Origin of the sequence: Parvularcula marina (assembly GCF_003399445.1) — a bacterium.
GTDB classification, from domain to species: Bacteria; Pseudomonadota; Alphaproteobacteria; order Caulobacterales; family Parvularculaceae; genus Parvularcula; species Parvularcula marina.
The window spans coordinates 2,033,302-2,060,262 of sequence record NZ_QUQO01000001.1; the positions used below are offsets into that span (position 1 = coordinate 2,033,302).

27 protein-coding genes are annotated in these 26,961 nt (G+C 60.5%); 18 read left to right on the forward strand and 9 right to left on the reverse strand.

Annotation, left to right across the window (positions count from 1 at the left end; translation table 11 throughout):
- The first annotated feature begins 15 nt into the window (after nt 1-15).
- The 7 genes from rbfA (at nt 16) to DX908_RS09895 (ending at nt 6,154) form a co-directional block, all read left to right on the forward strand.
- Complete coding sequence (rbfA, locus tag DX908_RS09865; protein WP_116392173.1) at nt 16-396, forward strand: 30S ribosome-binding factor RbfA; 381 nt, start codon at nt 16-18, stop codon at nt 394-396.
- Nucleotides 397-492: 96 nt separating this feature from the next.
- Entirely contained in the window at nt 493-948 is a 456-nt protein-coding gene (locus DX908_RS09870) for a hypothetical protein (protein WP_116392174.1), read from the forward strand.
- A gap of 157 nt (nt 949-1,105) precedes the next feature.
- Nucleotides 1,106-2,062, forward strand: coding sequence for a tRNA pseudouridine(55) synthase TruB (gene truB / locus DX908_RS09875; protein ID WP_116392175.1), 957 nt, complete (start codon nt 1,106-1,108; stop codon nt 2,060-2,062).
- Between the two features lie 54 nt (nt 2,063-2,116).
- Entirely contained in the window at nt 2,117-2,647 is a 531-nt protein-coding gene (locus DX908_RS09880) for a DUF1993 family protein (RefSeq protein WP_116392176.1), read from the forward strand.
- Nucleotides 2,648-2,840: 193 nt separating this feature from the next.
- Nucleotides 2,841-4,283, forward strand: a complete 1,443-nt coding sequence (locus tag DX908_RS09885) for an amidohydrolase (RefSeq protein ID WP_116392177.1) — start codon at nt 2,841-2,843, stop codon at nt 4,281-4,283.
- 12 nt (nt 4,284-4,295) lie between these two features.
- Nucleotides 4,296-5,585, forward strand: coding sequence for an amidohydrolase family protein (locus DX908_RS09890; RefSeq protein WP_158548649.1), 1,290 nt, complete (start codon nt 4,296-4,298; stop codon nt 5,583-5,585).
- Nucleotides 5,586-5,665: 80 nt separating this feature from the next.
- Complete coding sequence (locus tag DX908_RS09895) at nt 5,666-6,154, forward strand: hypothetical protein (protein ID WP_116392179.1); 489 nt, start codon at nt 5,666-5,668, stop codon at nt 6,152-6,154.
- On the opposite strand, the gene truA is transcribed toward DX908_RS09895, so the two are convergent.
- Genes truA through def form a run of 3 tightly spaced genes read right to left on the reverse strand, consistent with a single transcriptional unit; the run spans nt 6,147 to nt 8,362 of the window.
- Complete coding sequence (gene truA, locus DX908_RS09900) at nt 6,147-6,896, reverse strand: tRNA pseudouridine(38-40) synthase TruA (protein WP_116392180.1); 750 nt, start codon at nt 6,894-6,896, stop codon at nt 6,147-6,149. The two genes, DX908_RS09895 and truA, sit on opposite strands and share 8 nt — an antisense overlap.
- A gap of 3 nt (nt 6,897-6,899) precedes the next feature.
- Nucleotides 6,900-7,838 (reverse strand): methionyl-tRNA formyltransferase, encoded by a 939-nt coding sequence (fmt, locus tag DX908_RS09905; RefSeq protein WP_116392181.1) that lies wholly within the window; start codon nt 7,836-7,838, stop codon nt 6,900-6,902.
- Between the two features lie 8 nt (nt 7,839-7,846).
- Nucleotides 7,847-8,362, reverse strand: coding sequence for a peptide deformylase (def, locus tag DX908_RS09910; RefSeq protein ID WP_116392182.1), 516 nt, complete (start codon nt 8,360-8,362; stop codon nt 7,847-7,849).
- A 209-nt stretch (nt 8,363-8,571) separates the two neighbouring features.
- Here def and rmuC point away from each other — a divergent pair, with 209 nt between their 5' ends.
- Nucleotides 8,572-10,740 carry a DNA recombination protein RmuC gene (gene rmuC, locus DX908_RS09915; RefSeq protein WP_116392183.1) on the forward strand — a complete coding sequence of 723 codons (2,169 nt, stop codon included), beginning with the start codon at nt 8,572-8,574 and terminating at the stop codon, nt 10,738-10,740.
- Here rmuC and DX908_RS09920 read toward each other — a convergent pair.
- Both DX908_RS09920 and DX908_RS09925 read right to left on the reverse strand, forming a co-directional pair.
- The gene (locus tag DX908_RS09920) at nt 10,737-11,471 is read right to left on the reverse strand and encodes a hypothetical protein (protein WP_116392184.1); all 735 of its coding nucleotides are present in this window, start codon (nt 11,469-11,471) and stop codon (nt 10,737-10,739) included. The two genes, rmuC and DX908_RS09920, sit on opposite strands and share 4 nt — an antisense overlap.
- An 81-nt stretch (nt 11,472-11,552) precedes the next feature.
- The gene (locus tag DX908_RS09925) at nt 11,553-12,407 is read right to left on the reverse strand and encodes a universal stress protein (protein WP_116392185.1); all 855 of its coding nucleotides are present in this window, start codon (nt 12,405-12,407) and stop codon (nt 11,553-11,555) included.
- 384 nt (nt 12,408-12,791) lie between these two features.
- Between DX908_RS09925 and hemA the strand changes: the two genes are divergently transcribed.
- The 5 genes from hemA (at nt 12,792) to DX908_RS09950 (ending at nt 18,073) form a co-directional block, all read left to right on the forward strand.
- Nucleotides 12,792-14,060, forward strand: coding sequence for a 5-aminolevulinate synthase (gene hemA / locus DX908_RS09930; protein ID WP_116392186.1), 1,269 nt, complete (start codon nt 12,792-12,794; stop codon nt 14,058-14,060).
- A 101-nt stretch (nt 14,061-14,161) separates the two neighbouring features.
- Nucleotides 14,162-15,169, forward strand: a complete 1,008-nt coding sequence (locus DX908_RS09935; RefSeq protein WP_116392187.1) for a peptidoglycan-binding protein — start codon at nt 14,162-14,164, stop codon at nt 15,167-15,169.
- Nucleotides 15,170-15,267: 98 nt separating this feature from the next.
- A complete protein-coding gene (locus DX908_RS09940; protein ID WP_116392188.1) occupies nt 15,268-16,404 on the forward strand; it encodes an alkene reductase in 1,137 nt (378 codons plus the stop codon).
- A gap of 111 nt (nt 16,405-16,515) precedes the next feature.
- On the forward strand, nt 16,516-17,046 hold the full coding sequence (gene ppa, locus DX908_RS09945; protein WP_116392189.1) for an inorganic diphosphatase: 531 nt from the start codon (nt 16,516-16,518) through the stop codon (nt 17,044-17,046).
- Between the two features lie 79 nt (nt 17,047-17,125).
- Nucleotides 17,126-18,073, forward strand: a complete 948-nt coding sequence (locus DX908_RS09950) for a sterol desaturase family protein (protein WP_116392190.1) — start codon at nt 17,126-17,128, stop codon at nt 18,071-18,073.
- An 89-nt stretch (nt 18,074-18,162) separates the two neighbouring features.
- Here DX908_RS09950 and DX908_RS09955 read toward each other — a convergent pair whose 3' ends face one another.
- Nucleotides 18,163-18,756, reverse strand: a complete 594-nt coding sequence (locus tag DX908_RS09955) for a YceI family protein (protein WP_116392191.1) — start codon at nt 18,754-18,756, stop codon at nt 18,163-18,165.
- A gap of 214 nt (nt 18,757-18,970) precedes the next feature.
- Between DX908_RS09955 and DX908_RS09960 the strand changes: the two genes are divergently transcribed.
- From DX908_RS09960 to DX908_RS09970, 3 genes are all read left to right on the forward strand, one after another.
- Nucleotides 18,971-19,267, forward strand: a complete 297-nt coding sequence (locus DX908_RS09960; RefSeq protein WP_233508671.1) for a YggT family protein — start codon at nt 18,971-18,973, stop codon at nt 19,265-19,267.
- Between the two features lie 3 nt (nt 19,268-19,270).
- A complete protein-coding gene (folD, locus tag DX908_RS09965) occupies nt 19,271-20,158 on the forward strand; it encodes a bifunctional methylenetetrahydrofolate dehydrogenase/methenyltetrahydrofolate cyclohydrolase FolD (RefSeq protein ID WP_116392193.1) in 888 nt (295 codons plus the stop codon).
- A gap of 88 nt (nt 20,159-20,246) precedes the next feature.
- The gene (locus DX908_RS09970; protein ID WP_116392194.1) at nt 20,247-21,413 is read left to right on the forward strand and encodes a hypothetical protein; all 1,167 of its coding nucleotides are present in this window, start codon (nt 20,247-20,249) and stop codon (nt 21,411-21,413) included.
- 18 nt (nt 21,414-21,431) lie between these two features.
- Here DX908_RS09970 and DX908_RS09975 read toward each other — a convergent pair whose 3' ends face one another.
- Nucleotides 21,432-22,622 carry an acetyl-CoA C-acyltransferase gene (locus DX908_RS09975; protein WP_116392195.1) on the reverse strand — a complete coding sequence of 397 codons (1,191 nt, stop codon included), beginning with the start codon at nt 22,620-22,622 and terminating at the stop codon, nt 21,432-21,434.
- A gap of 116 nt (nt 22,623-22,738) precedes the next feature.
- Here DX908_RS09975 and DX908_RS09980 point away from each other — a divergent pair, with 116 nt between their 5' ends.
- Together DX908_RS09980 and DX908_RS09985 are read left to right on the forward strand one after the other, a co-directional pair.
- Nucleotides 22,739-23,974: a M24 family metallopeptidase gene (locus DX908_RS09980; protein WP_116392196.1), complete on the forward strand. Its 1,236-nt coding sequence runs from the start codon at nt 22,739-22,741 to the stop codon at nt 23,972-23,974.
- Between the two features lie 166 nt (nt 23,975-24,140).
- Entirely contained in the window at nt 24,141-24,560 is a 420-nt protein-coding gene (locus DX908_RS09985) for an SET domain-containing protein (protein ID WP_116392197.1), read from the forward strand.
- A 206-nt stretch (nt 24,561-24,766) separates the two neighbouring features.
- Here the strand turns inward: DX908_RS09985 and egtD are convergent, their stop codons facing one another.
- Both egtD and egtB read right to left on the reverse strand, forming a co-directional pair.
- On the reverse strand, nt 24,767-25,696 hold the full coding sequence (egtD, locus tag DX908_RS09995; RefSeq protein WP_116392199.1) for an L-histidine N(alpha)-methyltransferase: 930 nt from the start codon (nt 25,694-25,696) through the stop codon (nt 24,767-24,769).
- Between the two features lie 9 nt (nt 25,697-25,705).
- Nucleotides 25,706-26,959: an ergothioneine biosynthesis protein EgtB gene (egtB, locus tag DX908_RS10000; RefSeq protein ID WP_116392200.1), complete on the reverse strand. Its 1,254-nt coding sequence runs from the start codon at nt 26,957-26,959 to the stop codon at nt 25,706-25,708.
- Nucleotides 26,960-26,961 lie beyond the last annotated feature (2 nt).

The window sequence follows — 26,961 nt, forward strand, 5'->3', positions numbered from 1 at the left end:
GCCTAGGTCACGGAAATGTCTAATCGTTTCGCTCAACCTTCCGGTCCTTCCCAACGCCAGCTCCGCGCCGGCGAGCTGATCCGCCATGCCCTGGCGGAAATGTTCCAGCGCGAGGAGGTCCATGAAAAGGATCTGCCCAAAACCCCGATCACCTTCACCGAGGTGAAAATCTCGCCCGACCTGAAGGCGGCGACGGTGTTTTGCGCTTTTCTCGGTAAGGATGATGTCGATACCGAAATCGCTCAGCTCAACCGCGCAGCGGGTGCGATCCGCGCTGTCTTGGGGCGCAAGGTGCAGTTGAAATTCACGCCCTCATTGGTGTTCCACAAGGACGGGACATTCGATGAAGTCGCAAGAATCTCGGCGCTCTTGAAAGAATCACGCTCTGCCGACTAGCAATTTTCCTTCCATACGTTAATAATTCACACCGGAAGCGGCCTCTCGGGGCCGTGGGGTTTGACGGGCAATTGCTGACGGAGAGGAAAACGGGCGATGTTCTTCCGCAAAAAAAATCGTGACGAGGATACTAAACCTCCGGTCACCAACGCAAAAAACACGACGGTCGAGGGGACCGCTCCTGATGTAGTTGAAAGCCCTGTGGCTGCGACGGCGTCTCTGGGCAGCGAAAAAGCTCAACTGGCAGAAGAAACAGTCGATGCGCGCGTTGTTGCGCCGCAGACGACGACTCTTGCTGTTGCTGGCCTCAGCGATGACGACGCCGTTCGCCTCTTCCCGGGCTTTGAACGCGACGATTTCGAAGTCGGCTTCCGTTCCGACCGTGAATATCCGGCTCTCATGATCCGCTGGAAAGATGGCGGCGAGTGGTTCACCGTGCCGCCGATTTTCAACCGCGGCATTCTTGCGGCCATGGACGAGCGTGAAAGCTCGAATGACCTTAATCGCCTGCTGCGTAACTACGGTTACGACATCGACGCGATCCAGGAATAACGCTGGGCTAGGGCCCTCTGGGGCCCGCTGGCGCTCAGAGGGGGAGGACGGCATCCTTGGGGGAGGGTGCCGTCTTTTTTATGTCTGGCGTCTGGCCTTTCTATTCCGTCTTTAGTATCAGCCCGCGCTTCCTCTAGATGAGCGGAATGGAGCGCATATGGCCCGGCGGAAACGCGGCAATCCGGTGCATGGCTGGCTGGTCCTCGACAAGCCTTATGATCTTGGATCGACCGAAGCGGTTTCGAAATCGAAATGGCTGTTCGAAGCCCAGAAGGCGGGCCATGCAGGCACGCTTGATCCGCTCGCAACCGGTATTCTGCCGATTGCTTTTGGAGAGGCGACCAAAACCGTCACTTATGTGCAGGATGGGCTGAAGACCTATCGCTTCACCGCCCGCTGGGGCGTCGCCACCGCCACCGATGATGCCGAAGGCGAAGTTGTCGCTGAAAGCGATGTCCGCCCGACGCGCGAGGACATCGAAGGGGTCCTGGGAGATTTCACCGGCATCGTGACCCAGCGTCCGCCAGCTTTCTCCGCGATCAAGATCGACGGCCAGCGCGCCTATGACCTCGCCCGCGAAGGCGAAAAAGTCGAGGTGCCCGAGCGCGAGGTGCGGATCGAGGATCTGCGGCTGGTCGAGATGCTCTCAGATGATGAGGCGGTGCTGGAGGCGGTGACGGGCAAGGGGACTTATGTCCGCGCGCTTGTGCGGGATCTGGCGCAGGCGCTCGGCACGGTGGCCCATGTCTCCGCCCTGCGGCGCACGGCGGTTGGCCCCTTCACCGAGGAGATGGCGGTGCGGTTCGAGGATATGACGGGTCGTCCGGATACGGAACGCCTTGGGCCAGAAGATCGCGAAGGCGATTACACCTCCTTCCTCACCGGCATCGATGCGGCGATGGCGGAATTCCCGTCGGTCAGCATTGACCGCCCTGCGGCCTCCCGCCTTCAGCACGGTAATGATGCCATTCTTTCCATCGCCGAGGTCGCGCCCCTTCGTCAGGGAAACCCTGAAGATATCGAGCCGGTGCTGGCGGTCGAGGGTGAGACGCCCGTGGCGGTCTGCCGTCTTGAGGGGATGAAGCTGCGCCCGGTGAAGGTTTTCAACTTCTAACCCGGCCACCAAGCGCCTATATGCCGGTGACCAAGTTAGAGAGGGGACACCGGAATGACCGTGCACAAACTGATGCAGGCCTGCGATATCTTTGACTCGCGGCTCCAGATGCTGGGCAATCTCATGGCGAAGGCTCAAGGCCAGTTTGCCGGGGAAGACCGCTCCCTCGATGACATCATGACCGCGCGCGTCGCGCCGGACATGCTCCCCTTTCCCTATCAGATCGTCTTTGCCTGCAATCAGCCAAACGGCTTTGCCGCCTGGGTCATGGGCGAGGAGGCGCCCGAGACGAGCGCCGAGACGATGAGCTGGGAGGAGCTTACCGCCCATATCACCGAGACGAGATCGCGGATCGAGAAATGCCGTGCGGCGCTCGACCCCTCACATCTCGAAAAGATCAAGACGATCAATTTGCCCGGCGAGATGTATCTGGAGCTGAACGGCGATGACTATCTCGCCGAATGGCTGATGCCGAATTTCTATTTCCACGTCGTCACGGCCTATAACCTGATGCGGATGAAAGGGCTTGTGATCGGCAAAGCCGATTACATGCAGCACCTGATGCCGCATGTCCGGCAGAAATAGTGTCGAGCTGAGTTTTCAGAGGAGCTGGAGACCTCGATCTCGTTCTCCTCTGGGGCTGGCGGGCAGACAATCTGCCCACGCATATGCATTCTCTTAACGCGGCCTGCTGCACGAGCGTTTCCGTGCAAGCTTGCTGGTCCGGGCCGTCTCGGTCATGTTCCCGGCAAATAATGAACTCAGAGGATGGGGTAAGATGCGGAAAACGACGATTTTCCTTGCTGCCTGCCTGACGCTCGCTGCCTGCGGCGGGTCAGGGGATGACAGCGAGTCCAAGGAAACCAAGAAGAAGGATGGGGAGGCGGTTGCAGAACTGCCTGACAAGAACCCTTATCCTTCGACCTATATCCGTTATCCCTCAGAGGATGTCGTCATCACCGGCGCGACTGTCCTGACCGGGACAGGCACACTGATCGAGAATGGCGCAGTCGTCCTTCATGATGGCAAGGTCGCCGCGGTTGGCGCTGCTGATGAAGTCGATATCCCCGATGGCGCGGAGACGATCGATGCGGCGGGCAAATTCGTGACCCCCGGCATTATCGACATTCACTCGCACCTTGGTGTCTATCCCGCGCCGTCGGTCAGCTCGACCTCGGACGGCAATGAAGCGACCAGCCCGAATACGGCTGGTGTGTGGGCGGAGCATTCGATCTGGCCACAAGACCCAGGCTTCAATCGCGCGCTGGCAGGCGGTATCACCTCGCTGATGATCCTGCCCGGTTCTGCAAACCTCTTTGGCGGCCGCACGGTGACGATCAAGAACGTCCCCGGACGGACGGTTCAGGAAATGAAATTTCCTGACGCGCCTTATGGTCTCAAAATGGCCTGCGGCGAGAACCCCAAACGGGTTTATGGCAAGTCCAGTCCCTCAACTCGCATGGGCAATTTCCGCGGCTATCGTGACGGCTGGATCGATGCGGCGGCCTATAAGAAAAAATGGGACGTCTACGCAGAAAAGATCGAGGATGGCGAGGATGCAGATCCGCCCTCGCGCGATCTGAAGCTTGAAACCCTTGCCATGGCGCTGGACGGAGAGATCCTCGTTCACATGCATTGTTACCGTGCGGACGAAATGGCGCAGGTCATCGATATGTCAGAAGAGTTCGGCTACAAGGTCTCCTCCTTCCAGCACGCGGTTGAGGCCTATAAGGCCGCAGACCTCCTTGCCAAGAACGGCACCTGCGCGGCGATGTGGGCCGACTGGTGGGGCTTTAAACTCGAAGCCTATGACGGCGTGCGCGAGAATGCAGCACTGGTGGCGGCCCAGCCCGAGGGCTGCGCGATCATCCACTCGGACAGCGATGTGGGGATCCAGCGGCTCAATCAGGAAACCGCAAAAGCCATGGCGGACGGCAATGCCATCGGCCTCAACATCACCCCCGAAGAGGCGATCACCTGGATCACCTCGAACCCGGCAAAGGCCATGGGCATTCTCGATCAGACCGGCACCTTGGAGGCCGGCAAGATGGGCGATGTCGTGATCTGGTCGGGCGATCCCTTCTCTGTCTATTCGCAGGCGGAGAAAGTCTTCATCGACGGCGCGCTGATGTATGACCGGAACGATCCCAATATCAATCCGCGGTCGGATTTCGAGCTGGGCCAGATTGGCCAGGGCCCGAATGGCGGCGCAGGTAAATAAGGTGCGATGGACATGAAAAAGCTGATTTCCACCCTCGCTTTCGGCATGGCGGCCCTCACCGGGGTTGCTACGGCCCAGACTTATGCGATCACAAATGGTCATCTGATGATGACCGGCGATGCGGCCGATCCCGGTGAGATCGTCAATGGCACTGTCATCATTCGGGATGGCGTCATCGTGGCGGCGGGCCGCAATGTGACGATCCCGGACAATGCAGAAGTCTATGACGCCGGTGGCGCGCCGGTAACGCCGGGCCTCTTCTCGCCAATCTCGGGGCTCGCGCTTGAAGAGATTGAACTCGCGGACGATGCCAATGACCGTCGGGTCGGGGGCTTCCCGCTTTCGGCTTCGCTGAAAGCGGCGGATGCAATCAATCCCGATTCAACCGTGATCCCCGTATCGCGTTCGGCGGGTGTAACACGCGCCCATGTCGGCCTGTTAGCTGGTGGGGACACCCAGTTTGGCGGCTGTGGCGCCCTGATCGTTCTTGATGGATCAATGGATCCACTAATCAAGGAATGCGCAGCGCAGACGGCCCTGCTTGGCTATTCGGGCGCGCGGCGCGCGGGCGATAACCGGGCGGCATCGATCGCCATGTTCCGCCGTGCACTGACGGATGCACGTAATTATGCGCGTGACCCATATCTCTATAACCAGCGTTGGACCGAAGGCCATCTGCCGGCAGAAGATGCGGATGCGCTGGGCGATGTGCTTAGCGGGGATGTGCCGATCATCATCTCGGCATTCTCGGCGCCCGATATCCGCCGGACGCTCGATCTTGCCGATGAGTTCGGTTTCGACCTTATCCTTTATGGCGCGGTCGAGGCGTGGCGGGTCGCAGACGAGATTGCTGCCGCCGATGTGCCTGTGATCATCGATCCGATGACGAACCTTCCTTATCTCTGGGAGGATATGGGCGCGACGCTGGCCAATGCGGCCCGGCTCGAAGAGGCCGGTGTTGATGTCGCTTTTGCCAATGGCGAGACGCATAATATCCGCCTGATGCCGCAGATGGCCGGAAATGCCGTGGCCAATGGCATGTCGCATCTCGGGGCACTGGCCGCGATCACAGCCGTCCCGGCACGGATCTTCGGTGTTGAGGACCAACTCGGCACGCTGGCGCCGGGCAAGGCGGCGGATGTCGTCGTCTGGACCGGCGATCCGCTGGAACTTTCTTCGCGGCCGCGCGTCATCTTCATCGATGGCAAGCCGCAATCGCTCGACAGCCGCCAGTCGGCGCTCGTCAAGCGCTACCGGAACCTCGAACGCCGGGACCTGCCGACCCAGTATTACGGGCAATGACAGCATGAGGGCCGCCTGTCATTTGGCAGCGGCCCTCAAGACATGTAGCGTCCCGTTTTTAGCTGAGTGGAACTTTTCCAATGGCGTTTATTTCAATCATGGCAGGCGCATCGCTTTTGATGGCGGGTCCTGCCGGTCATTTCACGACCGAACAGGCTGCCGATTGCGCGGCGATACAGGCCATCACCCTTGATGCGATGCGCGCGGCATCAAACGTTCCAGCGCCGATCCGCCTGAAGGTCCGCAACGGTCTTGCGATGTGGGAATATGAGCTGTCGGCGAGTGCGGAAGGCGCGCCGCCTGAGAAACTGCAAAAGGCCGCCGATTTAGCGATCGCAAAAGTGCATGAGGAAATGCCGCAAGGGCAGGGCGCGGATGCTGCTGCCGCCCGGGGCGAGTACCTGACTTCGCGCAGTGCGGCCTGCGCAACTCTCATTGCCGAAGCCTATGGCGAGCAGGAGCATCCGGTGATGCCTTATTTGCGTGAGGCGGATGCGAAGGCGGGCCTGCCTGCTGTGACTCCGGTTTCTGCCTCGGCTGCGGACGATAAATCGCGCGGGCTCAGATAGGCTCGTCGTAATCGGCTTTCACAAAATAAAGACCTGACGCCGGGGCCACGGGACCGCAGGCCGTGCGGTCGGCTGCCTCGAGCGCCGTCTTAACGTTATCAGGGGTCCATTTGCCAAGGCCGACTTGGATCAGTGTGCCGACGAATGAGCGCACCTGATTGTGAAGAAAGCTGCGCGCGGAGAGCCGGAAATGGATCTCCTCGCCCTCGGTGGTGACGCTGATCTCGTTCAATGTCTTGACCGGACTGGCCGACTGGCAATTGGCCGAGCGGAAGGTCGTAAAGTCGTGTTTGCCGACAAGATGCGCGGCGCCTTGCGCCATAGCCTCGACATCAAGTGGGCTAGCGACCTGCCATACCCGGTTGGCGAGCAGGGCGGGCCGGGCGCGCCTCCTCAGTACACGATAGAGATAATGCCGCTGGGTGCAGCAGAAGCGCGCATGCCAGTCATCACTGACAGGCTCTGCGGTCAGCACCGTCGCCGGATGCGCGCGCATATAGAAATTGAGCCCGTCTCGAACCGTGTCGGCGGGCATATCTTTTTCAATGTCGATATGCGCCGTCATGGCGATCGCATGGACGCCTGAATCTGTCCGGCCTGCCCCCATTGCCATGGCGGGCCCCTGGCTTAACGCGGCGCCCGCATCCTCGAGTGCTTCCTGTACGGAATAGCCATTGCTCTGGCGCTGCCAGCCGCAAAAGGGCGTGCCGTCATATTCAACCTCGATGCGGTAGCGCGGCATCGCTCAGCTCAGGCTTTCGCCGGGGGCGAGGGGGTAGCCACGAAGGAAAGTGTCCGCATCCTGCGCCGCCTTGCCGGGGCGCTGGAGCTTGGTGACGAGAAGGGCGGTGCCATCGCCAGCCGCGATTTTGATCCCTTCCGCTTCCGAACCGAGGATGGTGCCGGGGGCGCCTTGCCCCTCACCGGGGGCCGACTCCCAGATTTTCAGCCGGACTTCCTCGCCGTCGCGGGTGAGCAGCGTCCATGCGCCGGGCACAGGCGTCAGCCCCCTGATATGCGCATCAATGTCGATCGCCGGTTTTGACCAGTCGATCCGCGCCTCCTCGGGCGTGATCTTGTGGGCGTAGGTCACGCCCTCTTCGGGCTGGATTTGCGGGACGATCCCGCCGCGGTCGAGCGCGGCCAGCACGCGGGGCAGCATGTCTGCCCCGATATGGGACAGTTTTTCGCTAAGGCTTGCGGCTGTGTCGGTCGCGGTGATCGGCACTGACTCGGAGAGAAGGACGGGCCCGGTATCAAGCCCGGCTTCCATCTGCATGACCTGCACGCCGGTGAATTGATCGCCCGCCATGATCGCTCGCTGGATCGGGGCGGCGCCCCGCCAGCGCGGCAGGAGCGAGCCGTGCAAATTGAGGCAGCCAAGCCGAGGGGCGGCGAGCACGGCCTTGGGCAGGATTAGCCCGTAGGCGACGACGATCGCTACATCGGCCTCAAGCTCGGCAAAGGCCTCTTTCTCGTCCTGCGATTTGAGGCTCTCGGGATGCCGGATCTCAAGCCCATGATCCTCGGCAAAGGCATGGACCGGACTTTTCTGGACCTTATGCCCCCGCCCGGAGGGGCGCGGCGGCTGGGTATAAACGGCCGCGATCTCGTGGCCGGAAGCGATCAATGCCGCAAGAGAGGGGACCGCGAAGGCCGGGGTACCCATGAAGACAATACGCATGATGAGGCTCAGGCCGCTGCTTCGGCTTTTTCGCGTTTCAGCTTTTTAAGGATACGCTCGCGTTTGAGGCGCGAGAGATGGTCAATGAAGAGAACGCCGTTGAGGTGATCCATCTCATGCTGGATGCAGACCGCAAGCAGCCCTTCGGCCTCCAGCGTCTGCGGATTGCCCTCATAATCGAGATAATCGACGACGCACCGGTCGGGGCGCTCCACCTCTTCATAGAATTCAGGGACTGACAGGCAGCCTTCCTGATAGGGGGCCAGCTCATCGGACGGATCGCGGATCACCGGATTGACGAAATAGCGCGGTTCCTTGGGTTCATCGCCTTCGGAAAGATCCATGACGATGACGCGGATGGGCTCGCCCACCTGGATCGCCGCAAGGCCGATGCCGGGCGCATCATACATGGTTTCGAGCATGTCATCCATGAGCTTGCGGATCTCATCGGTGACCTCGTCAACCGGTTTTGAGACCTCTCGAAGCTTGGGGTCAGGTGCCGTAAGGATCGTTCTGATAGTCATATTTTCCCCAGATATGGCCGCTTTAGGTGAGCGTCAATCTGCGCGTTTATTTTACGCTGGCGCCAATCCATTGATCCATCAATATTAATAGCAGTGGAAGTTTTTGGCATGAGTCTCGCTTTTAAGCTTTCTGTGTCATACTCTGGGTCATCCGAGCGAGGGAACGGTCATGTTTGACCGCTAGCAGGGGTGCACGGAAGGCGTAAGAAATGAGTTTTTGGACTAACATCACCGCGGCAGCGACCGCGCCAATTCCCGTTGAGGAACAGATCGCGCTCGCAGACGAGCTCTTGCGCGAAGGGGCCGGCGGGAGCGGATCTTTCTTTGCACAACATGCAGGTTGGTTGAGTTTCCTCGGGCTGGTTGTTCTGGCCGTGACGGTGATGATGATCATTCTTGCCGGGCGATACCGTCGTCGGGGCGATGATTTTGCCTTCCAGGAAGAGCCTCTTTTCGAAGACGAAATGGCGAGCGCGCATATGGAGCGCTATGACGACCGCTACGCCGAAGTCGTGATCGAGGACGAGCCGCAGGGTGACGGCTTCGCACAGGTTTTGGCTTCCGGGCACGAATTCGATGGGCATGGGGACGACAGGGAAGAAGAAGACTCCATGATGGAAGAGCACGAGGAGATCGCCGAAGAGCAGGTGGCGATGGAAGAAGAGGAAGAAGCTTCTCCCAATGTGGTTCCGCTCCGCGCGGCACCTGAAGAGCCCCAATATGAGGCAGCTGCCGAAGAAGAGACGGAAATCGAGGAAGAGGACGACGATCCTGAACCCGATGATCATGTGGAAGAACAGGCTGCCCCGCGTTACGCCTTCGCGACGGGCCGTGCCTCGACTGCCGAGACAAGTTTCGTTCAGCGCACCGAGCCTGAAATGCCGCGCCATGGCGGCGCCATGGCCAGCGGCGGCAGTGATGACCGTGACCGGCCATATGTTGCGCCGTTCATCCGTGACGACATCGAGCGCTCCGAGCGCCGCCAGTCGGATCGCATTGACCGGCTGCGCGATGATTTCGCTCATCAATTCGATACAATGAAGGCCGAGCAGTCTTCGCGTCTCGACCTTGTGATCGCAGCGATCGACCGCAAGCTCGACAGCCTTGATCGCAAAAGCTCTGAACGGGCGACCCCGGCACCTTATTCACCGGCCTCCGATGAAGTCGGCCGCAATGTGAACTCGCTCAACGATCAGGTGCAACGCATCTCTGCCTCGATCGATAGCCAGAGCCAGCGCATCCGCGCCATCACTCAGATTCTCGAGACCAAATTCGCCGAGGTCGGCCGCGTCTATGACGAGGTGAAGACCGTCCACGAAGAGGTCAAAAGCACCCGCAGCGAGATGAACCGCACCGGCACGGCGATCACCGATGTCCGCGGCGATCTCGACGAAGTGAAGGAACATGTCGGCCGTCTTGAACGCGCAATCCTTGACCGCGCAGCACAGGACAGCTCGACGACCGTGCGTCTGGCGGATGTCGTGCGCGGCACGCTGCCCGACGGCTCGTATGAGTTCGGCGCGACCCTCGCCAATGGCGAGACCGCTGACTGCCTGATCCGTTTTGAAGGCCTGCGTCACCGCATCGCCGTAGATGGCGGCTTCCCGATGGAAGCCTTCCACGAGCTGCCTTCGCGCGATGCGGTTCGCCGCAACATGCCGCAGGCAAAAACCGCCGAAGATGGCTTCCGCCGCGCAATCCTGCGCTCGATCCTTGAAGCTGCCGACCGTTGCATCTCGCCGGGCGAGACAGCCGATAGCTGCCTTCTCTTCCTACCGTCAGAAGCTGCGTACACGATCCTTCATGACCGCTTCCCCGATCTCGTCCGCGACAGCCAGCGCGCCCGCGTCTGGCTGGTCTCGCCCTCGACGCTGATGGGCACGCTGCATCTGGTCAAAAGCCTCTTGCCGGATCAGGGCGACCTTGCCCGCCGCGAAGCGGAGATGACGCAATTCCGTGCCCAGCGCGAAGAGGACAGCCGTCTGCGCGAAGAAGTCGAAGCCTTGCGTCAGCGCGCCTCGACTCTCGCTGAAGAGCTTGAGCGCACGCGCGGCACGCTCCGTGGGCTGATTGCCCCAGCGGCAGGTCATTCGATCGAAGCGCCGGCCCCGGCTCCTACCCCTGCGCCAAAGGCGTCCGTCAGCCGTCCTGAAGAGGATGATGACGCTCGCAGCACCTGGGGCGGCTCTGGGTTCGAGCGCGCAGCTCGCGAGCATGAGCGTCCTGCGGCCCGTGATGCGGACCGCTATGATGATGACGAAATCATCGAGAGCCTGTCATTCGAGGGTACCCCGGACTGGCAGAGCCCGCTTGGCCGTGACACCGGTAAATCCAAGCCCGCCGCTTATGAAAGCGGCCGCGAAGGCCCCTTGCGCTAATCAGCGCGGGGGACCGCCGTCCCTTCAAAGACGAACCGGCCGGCATGGCTGATCTTGTGATGGGGTGCGCCCCAGATCTTGCCGCCGCACCCTTCCGTCCAGCGATGGCAGAAGGAGAAATCCTCCGACAGCTGACGGCCATCGACCTCGACCTTATCAAATGGGGTGAGGAATTGCGGATGCGGCATCGGGTAGGGAAGCTGGCAGGCTTTAGGCGGCTGCGCGATCTCCGGCATTGTCTCGATCATCTTCGTGACCGCCTTGCGGCTGATCAGCATGATCCCCGTACCGCAGCGGGTCATACGGAGGAATTTGCCTGACGTCTCGCCTGAGGGGTGGCGTTCTCCGACAAAGCGAAATGATTTGCGCAAGGCTGTATCAAAGTCCTCTTTGGACTGATGAAGATATTTCAGGTCAATATGACGACTGGGGATGAAGGCGCCGGTCACATCCTGATCCAGCTCCAGCATGTCGAGCACCAGCTCGGGCGGAAAGCCCATATCATTGTCGACAAACAGGATGTGGCTGCAATCGGTCTTTCCATAATAGAAATTCGTCAGCAGATAATTCCGTGAGGCGACGATATCGGCGTAATCAACCCCTGTGTGCGAAAGGATGATCTGTGCACGCAGCAGGCTGTAGATGAGGTGGTAGAAGCTCGAGACGTAGTGACCCGAATAGCTATCCTCATAGCTCGGTGTCGCCACATTGATTTTCATGCGCGCAGCCATGCTGCTCCCTCCCCACCGGGCTCAAAGGGGCAGAGCCTAGGTGCCGCCCGGCGCTGTGGGAAGGCGCGAAATTTTTTATGGTTAATGGGCGAGAAGGACCGGCAGGTCGGATTCCCGCAGGATATCGCGCGTGACCCCGCCGACAATCGTCTCGCGCCAGCGGGCATGGGAGTAGGCGCCCATGACCAGCAAGTCGCCGCCAGCTTCGGCAACCGCCGTGTCGATGGCGGTGCGGATCGAGCCAGAATGCGGCTTCTCGCGGGTAACGGCTGTCGCTTTGATCCCCTTGCGGCGGAGCGAGACGGCAAGTTCTTCAGCGCTCGGCAGGCCAGCGCCCAGCGGGCCGACTGACAAGACGGTCGCTTCCTTGGCATGGGTCAGGAAGGGTTCGGCAAGGGCCACCGCGCGAGCAGCCTCACGGCTGCCATTCCATGCGATCACCGGGTGACAGGGCAGGGTGATGCCCGGCTGCTCTGGCGCGATCAGGACAGGGCGTCCTGTTCGGGCCACCATGGTTTCCTCAAATCCGGCTGAGAACGCCGCAGATCCGGCGCGCCGTGAGAGAACGACGAGATCCGCCAGCCGGGCATGGCCGGCGGCGCGCTCCTCTGTAATTCCGCGGGCTTCCACCCAGGCAGCGGAGGCGTGAGGACGCTCGCGCACTTCATCGGGCTCAATCACGTCGATATTCTCGTCACCACAGAAATCGAGGAAAATCCGGCCCAACTCCTCGGAAAGGTCCTGAAGGGCATCTTCCTGCCTTGCGATCAGGTCAGTGGTGATCGCCATCTCAGAGGGTTGGATCGTCGCCACTGGCTCGATCACATGCATCGCGATGATATGCGCATGAAAGGTCCGCGCAATCGGTAGTGCAGCTTTGAGGGATGGCCGGAAGCCCCGGTCATTCAAGGCAGGAACGAAGAGCGTGCGGTACATGGGTCTCTCCCCGGGATCATGGATCTTGATGGGGGTATAGTGCCGGGCTGCACGCGGTTTCTCTTGACGAATGTCAACGCATCGCGGTCAGGCGCCCGTAAAGGGGTTCTCAACCCGGATGGTGCTTAATTCGGGCACGCGTCCTGCACATTCCGCGAGGGTGGCAATTTACCGCCTTTGCCGGAGGGCAGGGAGAGGCGCATGTCCTGTTGAACTAAAGGGTGACGGAAAGCTGCGAAGTGTTCGCAATACTGGAGAAGACAAATCTCCTTTTGTGGGGCCTGAGGGCTTGAAGTCAGAGGCTTGCGCCTCGACAATAGAAACGGTTTACACGGGGGCGAGAGTCGGCTTGCGGCTCGTGCCGCAGGGCGTAAGAGAAATTCGATGAAGTTTGCCGGTCATTTTGAAGACGCCCTCGACCAGTTGCGGCGTGAAAACAGATACCGCACTTTTGCGGATCTCGAACGGCTCGTGGGCGAATTCCCGAAGGCCCGCTATCACAGCGATGAGGGCGTGAAAGACGTCACCGTCTGGTGCTCGAATGACTATCTGGGCATGGGCCAGTCGCCGATCGTGCTTGATGCGATGACCTCGACCGCGCTTTCAACCGGCGCTGGCGCAGGCGGCACGCGGAATATCTCCGGCACTTCCCACCCGTTGGTCACGCTCGAGAAAGAACTCGCGGACCTGCACGGCAAGGAAGCGGCCCTCGTTTTCACTTCTGGCTTCGTCTCCAATGACGCGACCCTGTCCACGCTCGGCAAGCTGTTGCCGGGCGCGGTCATGCTCTCGGATGAGATGAACCACGCTTCGATGATCGAAGGCATTCGCCGCTCGGGCTGCGTGAAGAAGATTTTCCGGCACAACGACGTTGAGCATCTCGAACAGCTCCTCGCCAATCTGCCGCTCGACGTGCCGAAAGTGATCGCGTTCGAAAGCGTCTATTCGATGGATGGCGACATCGCCCCGATCGAGGCGATCTGCGATCTCGCCGACAAATATAACGCCTTGACCTATATCGATGAAGTCCATGCGGTTGGCATGTATGGGCCCCGCGGCGGCGGCATCACCGACGCACTCGGCCTCACCGGCCGCATCGACATTATCGAAGGCACTCTGGCGAAAGCCTTCGGCGCGCTGGGCGGCTATATCGCCTCGTCGAAAAATGTCGTCGATGCGATCCGCTCATTTGCGCCAGGCTTCATCTTCACGACGGCTCTGCCGCCCGCGATTGCCGCAGGCGCCACCGCATCGATCCGTCATCTGAAAGAATGCGCCGATGAGCGTGAGGGCCAGCAGCGTCAGGTCGCCGAGACCAAGGTCGCGCTCGACGCCGTCGGCCTGCCGGTGATGGATTCAGAAACCCATATCGTGCCGGTGCTGGTCGGCGATCCCGTCCTTTGCAAGGCGGCGGCGGACCGGCTGCTCGATGTCCACGGCATCTATATCCAGCCGATCAACTACCCGACCGTGCCGCGCGGTACGGAACGCCTGCGCATCACACCGACGCCGCTGCATAATGCTGAGCTGATCGCCCAGCTTTGCGATGCGCTGGTTGAGACATGGGCGGCGCTTGAAATCCCGCTGGTTGAGCCGGTGACAGAAGAAACCGCTGCAACTGCCCGGATTGCCGTTCACCGCGCCGGCGGCTGAACCCCTCACCCGACTTACACCCTCTGCTTGCCGACTGGCCCGCGGGCGACTACCCTGCGTGTGGAGATTTAGCTGCGCGTTTGTGCGGCGACGGGGGAGACATGGGACGATTTCTAGAGCTCGATGACACGAGCCGCCTCGACCTCAACCAGCTGGTGAAGATGCTGCCCGGCCGTCAGGGCTGGAGCATCGTCAAATGGCTGCCGCGTGGCAGCTATGTCCGCGCCATTCTCTCTTCATGGCCTGTGCTCCAGCAATATGGCATCAACACACCCGTCCGTGTGGCCCATTTTATCGGGCAGGGACTGGTCGAGACGAGCTGGCTGACGGCGACAGAGGAAAATCTGAAATACAGCGCCTCGCAACTGATAAAGACTTTCTCCGTCTACCGCAATAATCCGCGACTGGCCGAACAGCATCACAAACAGCCGGAAAAGATCGCCAATACCGCCTATGGCGGACGGCTGGGGAATGACCAGCCGGGCGATGGCTGGAGGTATCGCGGACGCGGATTTTTCCAAGTGACGGGTAAGGACAATTATCGCCGCTTCGGCGAAATCTCCGGCCTGCCGCTGGTCGAGGATCCGGATATCCTCTCGCGCGACCTGAAAGCCTCAGTTGAGGTGGCAGCGGCCTATTGGGATCATATGGACCTCTCATGGCCAGCGGATCAGGGCCAGTCCCGCGCTGTCTCGCGCGGCGTTAATCGCGGTGACCCCACTCACAGCTCGCCTGCCTATCACGAGGATGAACGCCTTCTGTGGACGGAGAAAGTTCTCGAGCTACTCGGCGCAGCAGAACAAGTGATCGATGGGTCAGGCCGCGATCTCTCCCTCGGCATGGCGGGGTCCGATGTCCGGAAGTTGCAGGAAGATCTCCTCTTTCTGGGGCATGAGGAAGTCGGCGCCGCGGACGGCGTTTTCGGGCGCAAGACGCGGCTGGCAGTCATCTCCTTTCAGGACGAAGCTGGGCTAGAGATGACGGGCATCGCTGATGAGGAAACCCTCACGGCGATCGAAGCGGCGCTTGAGGATCACTCAAAACCCCCCGCCGACCAACAGGCAACTGCGTCGCGTATCCGCTTCCGTCCCTTCGAACAGGGCGCCTGATCCACCCCCCAGAATTCCTGCGGCGCGCGCCCCTTGGATGAGGCGCGGGGGGCTCTACCTATGGCCCCACGAATGCTCAATGCGAGAGGAGCTCCACCATGTCGATGACTGGAACCACAAGCCTGCCCGAACCCCGGCAGGCCGAACTCAAACCCTTGTTCGAACCACTCAAAGCCGGGGATATCGAAGTACCAAACCGCATCTTCATGGCGCCGCTCACGCGAAATCGTGCGCATGAGGACGGAACGCCGTCCGAACTTGCCATCGATTACTACCGCCAGCGGGCAAGCGCCGGGCTGATCATCACCGAGGCAAGCCAGATCTCAGCCATGGGCAAGGGCTATCTTGATACGCCCGGCATCCATGAAAACAGCCATGTCGAAGGGTGGAAAAAAATCACTGAGGCCGTTCACGAGGCAGGCGGACGAATAGCGATCCAGCTCTGGCATGTCGGGCGGATCTCCCACACCTCACTCCTGCCGGGCGGGGCCTCACCGCTCGCGCCATCGGTCGTCCGGGCGAAAACTCAGACTTTCACGAAGAACGGTTTTGAGGATGTCTCAGAGCCGCAAGCGATGAGCCTCGATCAGATTCGTCAGACTATTGATGATTACGCGCGGGCTGCGCGCCTTGCCGTTAAGGCCGGGTTCGACGGTGTCGAAATCCACGCGGCCAATGGCTACCTCATCGATCAGTTCCTTTCCGATGCCACCAATCAACGCGACGACGAATATGGCGGGGCGATCGAGCACCGCATCCGCTTCCTCCGTGAGGTGACGGATGCTGTGACTTCCGAAATCGCCCCCGGCCGGACAGGCGTTCGCCTCTCGCCCTATGGTCAGGCCAATGACATGTCGGCCAGTGACCAGCAGGGGACCTATGGCGTTGCCGTCGATGTCCTCAACGGTCGCGGGCTCTCCTATCTTCACTTCGTCGAGCGGTTCAGCCGCGATATCCCCGAAGACGTGATGGCCGGGCTCGCAACGCTCGCCGAGCGCTGGGACGGCGTCTTCGTGCCGAACGGGTCGTTCAATGCAGCCGAAGCCGCCGAATGGATCGCCGCGGGCAAGGCCGATGCGGTCGCCTTCGGCAAGCTCTTCATCTCCAATCCCGACCTGCCGGCCCGGTTCGCGCTTGGCGCTGAGCTCAATGAATGGGACCAGTCGACCTTCTATGGCGGCGGCGCGGAAGGCTACACCGACTATCCCGCCCTGGGCGATCAACTGACCGCCTGATCCCGGTACCTCTGCCCGGTTCCTGCCGGGCAGCGGCCCCGCAATTTTCGGGGGCCTCTTGCTGCATTGCAGCATTCCGATTAAGCGCACGATCCAAAGAGGATCAGTGCCATGGATATTTCAAAGATTTCGGCAGGCCATAACCTGCCCACCGACATCAATGTCATCATCGAAGTGCCGCTCGGCGGCGAGCCGATCAAATATGAGGTCGACAAGGATTCGGGCGCGATGTTCGTCGACCGCTTCCTCTACACCTCGATGCGCTACCCCTGTAATTACGGCTTTGTTCCGCACACTTTGTCGGGTGATGGCGACCCGGTCGATGTCATGTGCCTTGGCAATCGCCCTCTGGTCCCCGGCGCGGTTCTGCGCGCACGCCCCATCGGGGTGCTCATCATGGAAGATGAAGCCGGCATCGATGAGAAGATCCTCGCCGCGCCGCATCCGAAACTGACCCGCTACTACGACAAGATCGACACCTATCAGGATGTCCAAGAGATCATGCTGGAGCGGATCTGGCACTTCTTTGACCACTATAAGGATCTTGAGCCCAACAAATGGGTGAATGTCAAAGAATGGGCGCCCAAGGAAGAGGCCGAACGCCTCATCATGGAAGGCATTGAGAACGCGAAGAAAGGCTGACGCCTGTCAAAACGGGCAACTGACGGCGGTGTCATGCCGCCCGATTGCCCTTTACTTCTCCACTGACTAGATTGGGGCCATGGAAGCGCCCAACCTGCCAGATATCTCGTCCTTCGCAGCGCCGCTTTATATCGGGCTGATCCTGCTGGAGATCGCGCTGATCGCGAAATTCCGTGCACGGGGCGCCTATGAAACCCGCGATACGGTGACCAGCCTATTGATGGGGACGGGCAGTGTGATCGTGCCCCTCCTGCTGGCCGGGACCGCCTATGCCTGGCTGAAAGCGCTTGAACATAGTCTTTATGACTGGCGGCTCTTCGATCTTGGGTTTGAGTGGTGGGCCTTCGTCATCGCCTTTGTCGGCTATGATTTTGTCTATTACTGGTCGCACCGGTTCCAGCACACGATCCGCTGGGGCTGGGCCAGCCACGTCATCCACCATTCCTCCCAGCATTATAATCTGTCCACTGCCCTTCGGCAGACATGGACCGGGCTCTTCACCGGCTTTTTCGTCCTGTCTATCCCGCTGATCCTGCTCGGCCTGCATCCGGCAGTGATCGCCTTTGCCGCATCGCTGAACCTGCTCTATCAGTTCTGGATTCACACCGAAGTCATCGACCGCTTCCCTCGCTGGTTCGAGGCGGTGATGAACACGCCCTCCCATCACCGCGTCCATCACGGCAAGAACCCGCGCTATCTCGACAGCAATTATGCAGGCGTCTTTATCGTCTGGGACCGGATGTTCGGCACCTTTATTCCCGAAGAGAAATCCGATCCGGTCCGCTATGGGCTGGTCAAAGACATCGGCACCTTCAACCCGTTCCGGGTGGCCACCCATGAATATGTTGCGATCTGGAAGGACGCGACCCAGCCCGGTCTCACCATTGGCCAGCGTCTGCGATATCTCTTTGCGCCGCCGGGCTGGTCACATGACGGCAGCCGCAAGACCAGTAAGGACATCCGCGCCGAGGCGGGTTTCTCAAAAAGCGGGGCTGAGGCGCCCGCGCCGCTTCATCCGGCGGAATAATTCCTCCCCATAAAGAGAAAACGGACGCCGTTGCCGGCGCCCGTTCTCTTAGAAAACCAAGTCTAGGGGAGATAACCCGGGGGGTAGGGTCACTTGGTTTTCTCGAACTCAGCCTCGATCCGAATGTCGACATCCGTCCCGACGGCCGGGGCAAAGTAATCAAGACCCCAGTCGCGGCGATCAACAGTCGCCGTGGCGGTAATGCCGAAATGGTCTGACCCCTTCATCGGGTGCTCACCAGCACCATTGAGGGTGACATCGAGCGTCACGGGCTTGGTGACGTCCTTGATCGTCAGGTCACCGGTCAGCGTGCCGGCATCAAGATCAATCGCGGTCGAAGTGAAGGTAATGCCCGGATAGCTTTCGACATCGAACATATCGCCACTTTTTAGGTGAGTATCGAATTTCTCGATCCCTGAATTGACTGATGCAGGATCGATAGCGACGCTGAGGGAGGACGCGGCAGGGTTGCCGCTGTCGAGCGTCACGCTCGCGTCAACTTCATCGAAACGCAGGATCGGATGAGAATAGCCAAGGTGGCTGTAGCTGAAAGTGACATAGCCATGGGTCTTATCCATGACATATTCACCGGAGGAAATGCTGGAAATGTCAGGGGTTTCCTGAGCGCTCGCGGCGGAGAGAAGAAGGGCGGCACCAAGGATGGGGGCGGTGAAGCGGAACATTAAAGGCCTCGTTGAATTGCGGGACGGCGTCAGGTGCCGTCTTCACCCTAGTTAGAAACCAACCCGCCATCCTGCTACGGGTTCCGGCGCTAAGAGCTTTTGCGCCAATCGCAAAAGATTGCCCCTATCCCCAGACAGTTGAGGGCCGGGGCGAGGCAGACTAGAGGGGATGGGCCCCTATGCCTTCTATCCATAAAGGACCCGCCTCATGGTCATGATCCATTACATCGTGAACTCGCTGATCAATCTCTACATCATCGTGCTGCTGGTCACGGTTGTGTCGAGCTGGCTGATCGCTTTCGGGATCATCAACCGGCACAACAACATCGTCGATGCGATCCTGCGCTTCTGTTATGCGGTGACCGAGCCGGTCCTGCGCCCCATACGGAACATCATGCCCAATCTGGGCGGGATCGACCTTTCGCCGATCATTGCGTTCGTCCTGATCCGCGCGATTCAGCTGGGGCTGAATAATTATGTCTTCTATCCCGCAATGCGGCAGGGGTTCTGATCGATGACAGCGGCGCTGATTGACGGCAAGGCGATTGCCAAAGATCTCCGTGAGCGGATTTCCGGGGCCGTCGGCCCGCTCGAAGCGGCGCTCGGGCGTAAGCCGGGCCTTGCCGTCGTGCTGGTCGGCGAAGACCCCGCCAGTCAGGTCTATGTCCGCAACAAGGCCAAGCTGACACGCGCCGTCGGCATGGAGAGTTTTGAGCACCGCCTCGCGGCTGACACGCCTCAGGCCGAGGTCGAGGCGCTGATCCGTCAGCTCAATGAAGATGAGACGGTCGACGGTATCCTTCTGCAACTGCCGCTGCCGGACGGGCTTGATGCCAATGCTGCGATTGCGCTGATCGATCCTGAGAAAGATGTCGACGGGCTCACGGAGGTCAATGCCGGGCGCATCGTGCTCGGCAAGCAGGGTCTTGTGCCGTGTACGCCGCAAGGCTCGGTGATCCTCGCCAAATCGCATCTGCCGGATCTCTCCGGGCTCAATGCCGTTGTGATCGGGCGCTCGATCCTTGTCGGCAAGCCGCTGGCCCTGCTCCTTCAGTCAGAGAACGCCACCGTCACCATGGCGCATTCACGCACGAAAGACCTCGCCGAGGTCTGCCGTTCGGCGGATATTCTCTGCGCGGCGGTCGGACGGCCGGAAATGGTCCGGGGCGACTGGATCAAGCCCGGCGCGACCATCATCGATGTCGGCATCAACCGGATCGAGGCCGAGGACGGCACGGCGAAACTCGTCGGCGATGTCGCCTTTGATGAGGCCAAAGAGGTGGCAGGCGCGATCACGCCCGTCCCCGGCGGGGTCGGGCCGATGACCATTGCCTGCCTATTGCGCAACACGCTCCTCGCGGCGGCCCGCCGGGCGGGACAGCCCGATCCACAAGGCGTCTAGGGCCCTGATCGGCCTCAGAAATTACCGACTTTCGATATGGCCTGCCTTGCGCTAAACTGCCCCCCAATAGGGAAGGCAGGGCAACAAAATGACAGACCAACTCGGGATTCAGGGAGATGTGCGGCCGGAAGACGAGCCGCTCCCCTTTCTCAGCAATTTTCAGGATATTTTCCTCTCGATCGGGCTGATCATCTTCCTCGTCGGGATCAGCATTCTTGCGGTCACCATCGGGGAAAGCCTGATCACCAATTCCGATACCGCACCATGGGTCATCGCCGGTCTTTGCGGTGCCGTCCTCGCGGTCGTCTGGGTTCTGTCGGAAGTCATTGTCCGTAAAAGGCGGCGCATCCTGCCGGGCATTATCCTCTGCGTGACGTTCATGTGGCTAATCCAGGCCATCGGGATGAACATCTATGCCGGCACCTTCGGTGAGCGGATCGAAGATGATTTTGACTCCATCGAATGGGTCGATCCCGATATCGATGATTCACAAGTCACGCATGAGGCGTTGCGCAAGGTCGCGGCATCCGCGCGCGATACGCTCCCCTGGTCGGCCAAGGGCTTCTTCCTTGCCATGCCGGTCCTGATGCTGGCAGGTGCGTTCATCTATTACCGCCGGTTCCAGCTGCCATTCTCATCGGCGATGGTGGGGCTGAGTACGATTTCGGTGGCGTTCACCTTCCTCCTCTTTGCCTTCCCCTATGATATATTACGGTTCCTGCCGCTGATCGGATTCCTGTCCGGTCTCGCCATGCTCATCGGGGGCATCCATTTCGACATGCGCGATCCCGAGCGGGTGACGAGATGGTCCGGCAACGGATTCTGGCTGCATTTCTTTGCCGCCCCGATGCTTCTCTCCAGCGTCCTCTTCATCTCCTATTTCGGGATCAGCTTCAGCGTGCCGGACATGGTCGCAGGCGATTTCGAATTCTGGGAGAAAAATCCCTTCACGGTCCAGCAATCCATCGTGACCCTGACGATCATCGGCATCTTCGCGGTCATCTCGCTCTTGCTTAACCGCCGGGCGCTCGTCGTCTCGGGGCTCGTCTCGGCAGGGATTGCGATCTGGATCATCGTCGATGCAACAGGTCTTGGTGGCGCGCAGGTCGCCGCGCTGACACTCATCCTGCTCGGCGGCGGTATCCTGTTCCTTGGCCTTGGCTGGAATGGTGCGCGCAAGATGCTCCTCGCGCTGGTGCCGTCCTCAGGTGTCTGGGGACGGATCTTCCCGCGCGTCGATAATGTCGATGGCTAAGTGAAGCTTTGTGAGCTTCTAGCTCACCAATTCGACACTAATGGCGGTGGCTTCGCCGCCGCCAATGCAGATCCCGGCAGCGCCGATCTTGCCGCCGCGATGTTTCAGTGCATTGATCAGGGTGACGAGGATCCGCGTGCCGCTGGCCCCAATCGGGTGACCCAGCGCGCAGGCGCCGCCATTCACATTCACCTTCTCATGGGGGAGCTGCAGCTCTTCCATCGCCGCCATGGGGACGACAGCAAAGGCTTCGTTGATCTCAAAGAGGTCGATATGAGCCTTGTCGAGCCCCGTTGCGTCCATCAGCTTTTGCAGCGCGCCGACGGGCGCGGTCGTGAACCAAGCCGGCTCCTGCGCATGGCTCGTCATCGCGGTCAGTTTGGCGAGCGGGGTCAGCCCGCGGCGCTCCGCTTCGCTCATCCGCATCATGACGACGGCAGCTGCGCCATCCGAAATCGAGGAAGCATTTGCCGCCGTCACCGTGCCGTCTTTCTTGAAGGCGGGGCGTAGCGAGGGGATCTTTTCAGGCCGGGCCTTGAAGGGCTGCTCGTCTTTAGAGATGACGACCGTGCCAGTTTTCATCTCGATACTGATGGGCACGATTTCATCATCGAACTGGCTTTCGGCGGCTGCCATCGCCCGGTTCAGGCTCTCGATCGCGTATTCGTCCTGCAGCTCGCGCGAGAATTCGAATTTCTCCGCACACAGCTCGGCAAAATTGCCCATCAGCCCGCCTTCATAGGCATCCTCGAGCCCATCGAGGAACATGCTGTCCTTGATTTCGCCATGGCCGATCCGGTAGCCGCCACGCGCTTTGGGGAGGAGGTAGGGAGCGTTGGTCATCGACTCCATGCCGCCCGCCACGCCGATGGTGACCGCGCCCGAGGCAATGGCTTCGGCCATCATCATCACCGTCTTCATGCCCGAGCCGCACATCTTGTTGACGGTCGTGCAGGGAACTGAGTTCGGCACGCCGCCAAAGATTGCCGCCTGCCGCGCCGGGGCCTGACCAAGCCCTGCGGGCAGGACACAGCCCATCAGCACCTCATCGACTTCCGCGCCGTCGACCTTTGCTCGGTTGAGCGCGCCATGGATCGCCTTGGCGCCGATCTGCGGGGCAGTCAGCGAGGCCAGCTCGCCCTGCAATCCGCCCATGGGCGTGCGGGCGATGGAGGCAATGACAATCGGATCGTCGGTCGGCAGCAGCATGAGAAACTCCCTGTTCGTTTTCGGCCCTTCTATGCCTCAGGCTAGGGTGGGTCCAGCAAGGCTGACCGTGACGAATGCGCCCCGGACGCGCTAGGACGGTTAAAACGGAGACAGGCATGATCACCAAACGCGATTTCCTCAAGACAGCGGCGGCCGGCACGGCTCTCGCCGGGCTCACAACAGCGGGGACGGCATCGGCGACGGGCAGCACGATCCGCGATGTCGGACCGATCAGGACCGATGAGCGCATCGCCCGTATCGAAAAGGCGCAAAGGCTGATGGGTGAGCATGGGCTGGGCGGCATCCTGCTCGAGCCGGGGCCCTCCATGACTTACTTCACGGGGCTTACATGGTGGCGGTCCGAACGCATGACGGCAGTGATCATCCCGGCCGAAGGCGATGTCGCGGTCGTCACACCTGCATTCGAGGAACCATCGATCCGGGAGCGGATGGAAGTCGCCGCCGAGGTGCGCGTCTGGAACGAGGATGAAAGCCCTTATGCGCTGGTGAAGGGGATCCTCGAGGATCGCGGCGTCACAGGTCCCTTGGGGCTTGAGGACACGGTCCGCTATCTCGTCGTTGAGGGGCTGCGCAAGGACATGCCGAACCGCGCTACCGTCACGGCGGCGCCCGTCGTCTATGGCTGCCGGATGATCAAGACCGCGCATGAGATCGAGATCATGCAGGCTGCAAATGACATCACGGTCGCTGCATATCGTGAGATTTATCCTCAGGTCGAAGTCGGTATGACGGGTCCTGACATTTCTAAGCTGATGAATGACGCGACCCGCAAACTGGGCGGCAGCCCGCAATTCTCCCTCGCCCTGATCGGCGAGGCGAGCGCCTATCCTCATGGCTCGGAGAAAGTCCACAAGGTCGCCGAGGGCGAGATCATCCTGATGGATTGCGGCTGTTCTTATCTCGGTTATGAATCGGACATCTCCCGCACCTGGGTGCATGGCGAGGCGAATGAAGAGCAGACCCGCGTCTGGAATACCGTCCGTAGGGGGCAGGAACTGGCGCTCGAAACCGCAAAGGTCGGCGTGCCCGCCCGGGCGGTCGATGCCGCCGTCCGGAAAATGTATGAGAAGGAAGGCTTCGGCCCCGGCTATCAGCTTCCCGGCCTCTCGCACCGCCTCGGCCACGGCATTGGCATGGAAGGCCATGAGCCGATCAATTTCGTTGGCAATGAGGATACCAAGCTTGCCGCCGGCATGTGCTTCTCGAACGAGCCCGGCATCTATCTGCCCGGTAAGTTCGGCGTCCGGCATGAGGACTGCCTTTACATGACCGAAGATGGTCCGGTCCTTTTCTCCGGGCTCTCGCCCTCCATCGACAACCCGATGGGATAATCTGGAGGGGCCTCGAAGGAGGCCGTTCCCCCACTGATTTTCCCTCTCGCAGAGGGCGCAATTGAAGCGTATATTATGCGCTAGCGCACCGTGGCGCCCGGATGGGGGCGATGGCCCCACCGAACCTGCTTTTCCCGGTCACACGGCCCGGAGGAGTGTCAGCCTCATGATGCTGGTCCCCTGTTACCTGGCGCCGTCCTCGATCGAAGGGCTTGGTGTCTATTCAACACAGCCTATCCTGAAGGGCGATATCGTCTGGGCCTTTGACGACCGGTTCGACCGGCTGATCCCGAAAGACGAAATTGCATCGGCGCCGGAACATCTGCGGATTTTCTTTGAGCGGTATTGCTACGACATGCCGAACTCACCCGACTGCCTCGCGCTTGATGCGGATGAGGGTCGGTTCATGAACCATGCCGATCTGCCCAATCTTGATTTTTCCTCGCCCGACCGAGGTATCGCCCTGCGTGATATTCCGGCTGGGGAGGAACTGACCTGCGACTATCGTGAGTTCACGGTGGGAGAGGTCGTCTTCCTTGGCCCCCGTCACCATGTGAGCAAGGCCAATGGCGTGGCGCACCACTAAGCGGTCATGATCCTCTCGACGCTGTTCGTCCGCCCGGGCAAGCAGGTCCACCGGCGCGGAGGGCGGCCCGCCTCCCGGCAGGACGACCCTGCCCGGGAGGCGGTCAGGCCCGAAGGCGAGGCTGTGACTTGCGCCGAATGCGGCCGAGCACGAGTTGATGGCGGCTTCTTCCCTGTGGGGAGGTTTCCGGGCAGCTTGGGCTAGGCTTAGCCTTTGAGAAGGAAAACGCCGAAGAGATCATTCTCATCGGTCCAGTATTTCGCGAGCGACCAACCGGCACGAGCGCCCATCTCTTCAAATCCGTCCACGGTATATTTGTAGGAATTCTCCGTGTGGATGGTCTCGCCTTCGGCAAAGTCGAAGCGCTTGCCATCAATCGTCACAGTCTGGGGACGGGTTGCGACAAGATGCATCTCAACGCGCGATAGATCGGCATTCCAGACGGAACGATGCACAAAGCCGTCCTCATCGAAGTCGGCGCCCAGCTCCCTGTTCATCCGTGTCAGGAGGTTGAGGTTGAAGGCGGCCGTCACACCACCCGCATCATCATAGGCCGCTTCAAGGATTTCCCTTGATTTGATGAGGTCGCCCGAAATCAGGAAATAGGCGCCATCTCCCAGCGATGTGCGGACACGGGAGAGGAAGGGCACCGCCGTGCCGGGCTCAAAATTCCCAATGGTCGAGCCGGGGAAAAACCCCAGCCGCTCTTCGGGCGCACCAAGCCCGCTTGGCAGGCTGATCGGTTCTGTAAAATCCGCGACCAGCGGGATGACATCCACATCCGGGTGCTGATCCTGCAGATCGGTAGCGGCGTCCTTGAGGAACTCCTCCGAGATATCGCTCGGCACATAGATTTCAGGTTTCAGCGCTTCGAGCAGCGGTCCCGTCTTCTTGCTCGACCCGCTGCCATATTCGATCACCGCACGGATATTCGGCAGCATCTCATGCAGCTCGGGAAAGGCGCGGGCAAAGATCGTCGCTTCCGTCCGTGTGGGGTAGTATTCGGGCACATCGGTGATTTCTTCGAACAGCTCAGAGCCGCGAAGGTCATAGAGCCATTTCGGATGCAGCGTCTTTTGCGGTTGTGACAATCCGTCGAGCACTTCCGCAAGGAAGGCCGGGTCCGTATCGGTCATGAAAAATCCTCAGACGTCTTCTGCGAGGCGGAGGCCGGAAAATTGCCAGCGCTTGTTCGGGTGAAAGAAATTCCGGTAACTCGAACGCACATGTCCGGGCGGGGTTGCGCAAGACCCGCCGCGCAGGACCATCTGCCCGCTCATGAATTTGCCATTATATTCCCCGACCGCGCCGGTGGCGGGGCGGAAACCCGGATAGGGCAGATAGGCGCTGCCGGTCCATTCCCAGACATCCCCATAAAGCCCGCTGATGCCCGTGCCGGTCTGCGGGGCGGGGCGATAACGCTCCGTGCTCATATCATTGCCGCGCGGTGAGTGAGTTTGTGCTATCGCTTCCCATTCGGCCTCGGTCGGCAGGCGGTATCCGGCCCAGCGGGCAAAGGCATCCGCCTCATAAAAACTGATGTGACAGACAGGGGCGTCATCATCGATCGACTGCTCCCCGCGCAAGGTCATGCTGCGCCAGTCATCATCGCGGCGCCGCCAGTAGAGCGGGGCTTCCCATCCTTCGGCCTCAACCGTGGCCCAGCCATCGGAGAGCCACAGGAGCGGGGTCTCATATCCCCCGTCGCTGATGAACTCTTTCCACTCACGATTGGTCACGGCATTGTTCCGCAGGCGGAAAGGGGTGAGCAGCGCTTTGTGGCGCGGGCCTTCGCAATCAAAATGAAAGCTGTCCGGATCCGCCCCGATTTCGATCTCGCCGCCGGGATGCCCGGTCCAGCCGGAGGTAATCTCCTCGCGGCTCACGACCAGCGGTTCGGGCTTGCGAAAGGCGGGGTTGATCGGGTTTTGCGCAAAGGCGTGAAGAATGTCGGTCAGGAAAAGCTCCTGATGCTGTTCTTCATGAGCAAGGCCCAGCGCCATCAGCTCCCTGTCGAGAATGCCTTCACCGGCACGTGCAGCAATCGCGTCATCGACATGCGCGCGATAGGCTTTGATGTCGTCGAGTGAGGGGCGCGAGAGCATGCCGCGCTGCGGGCGGGCATGGCGGGCGCCGACACTCACATAATAGGAATTGAAGAGGAAATTATAGCGCTCATCGAAGAGCTTGTAGCCGTCGTCGAGCGGGGCGAGCAGGAAGGTCTCGAAAAACCAAGTCGTGTGCGCGAGGTGCCATTTGGCAGGGCTCGCATCTTCCATGGACTGGATCGTGGCATCGGCGTCCGACAATTCAGATGCTAGCAGCATCATTCGTGTGCGGACGTCTAGAAACGCACTTTCGGGATCTTTGCGCGCGGTCGAAGCGAAGTTTTGGGGCATCT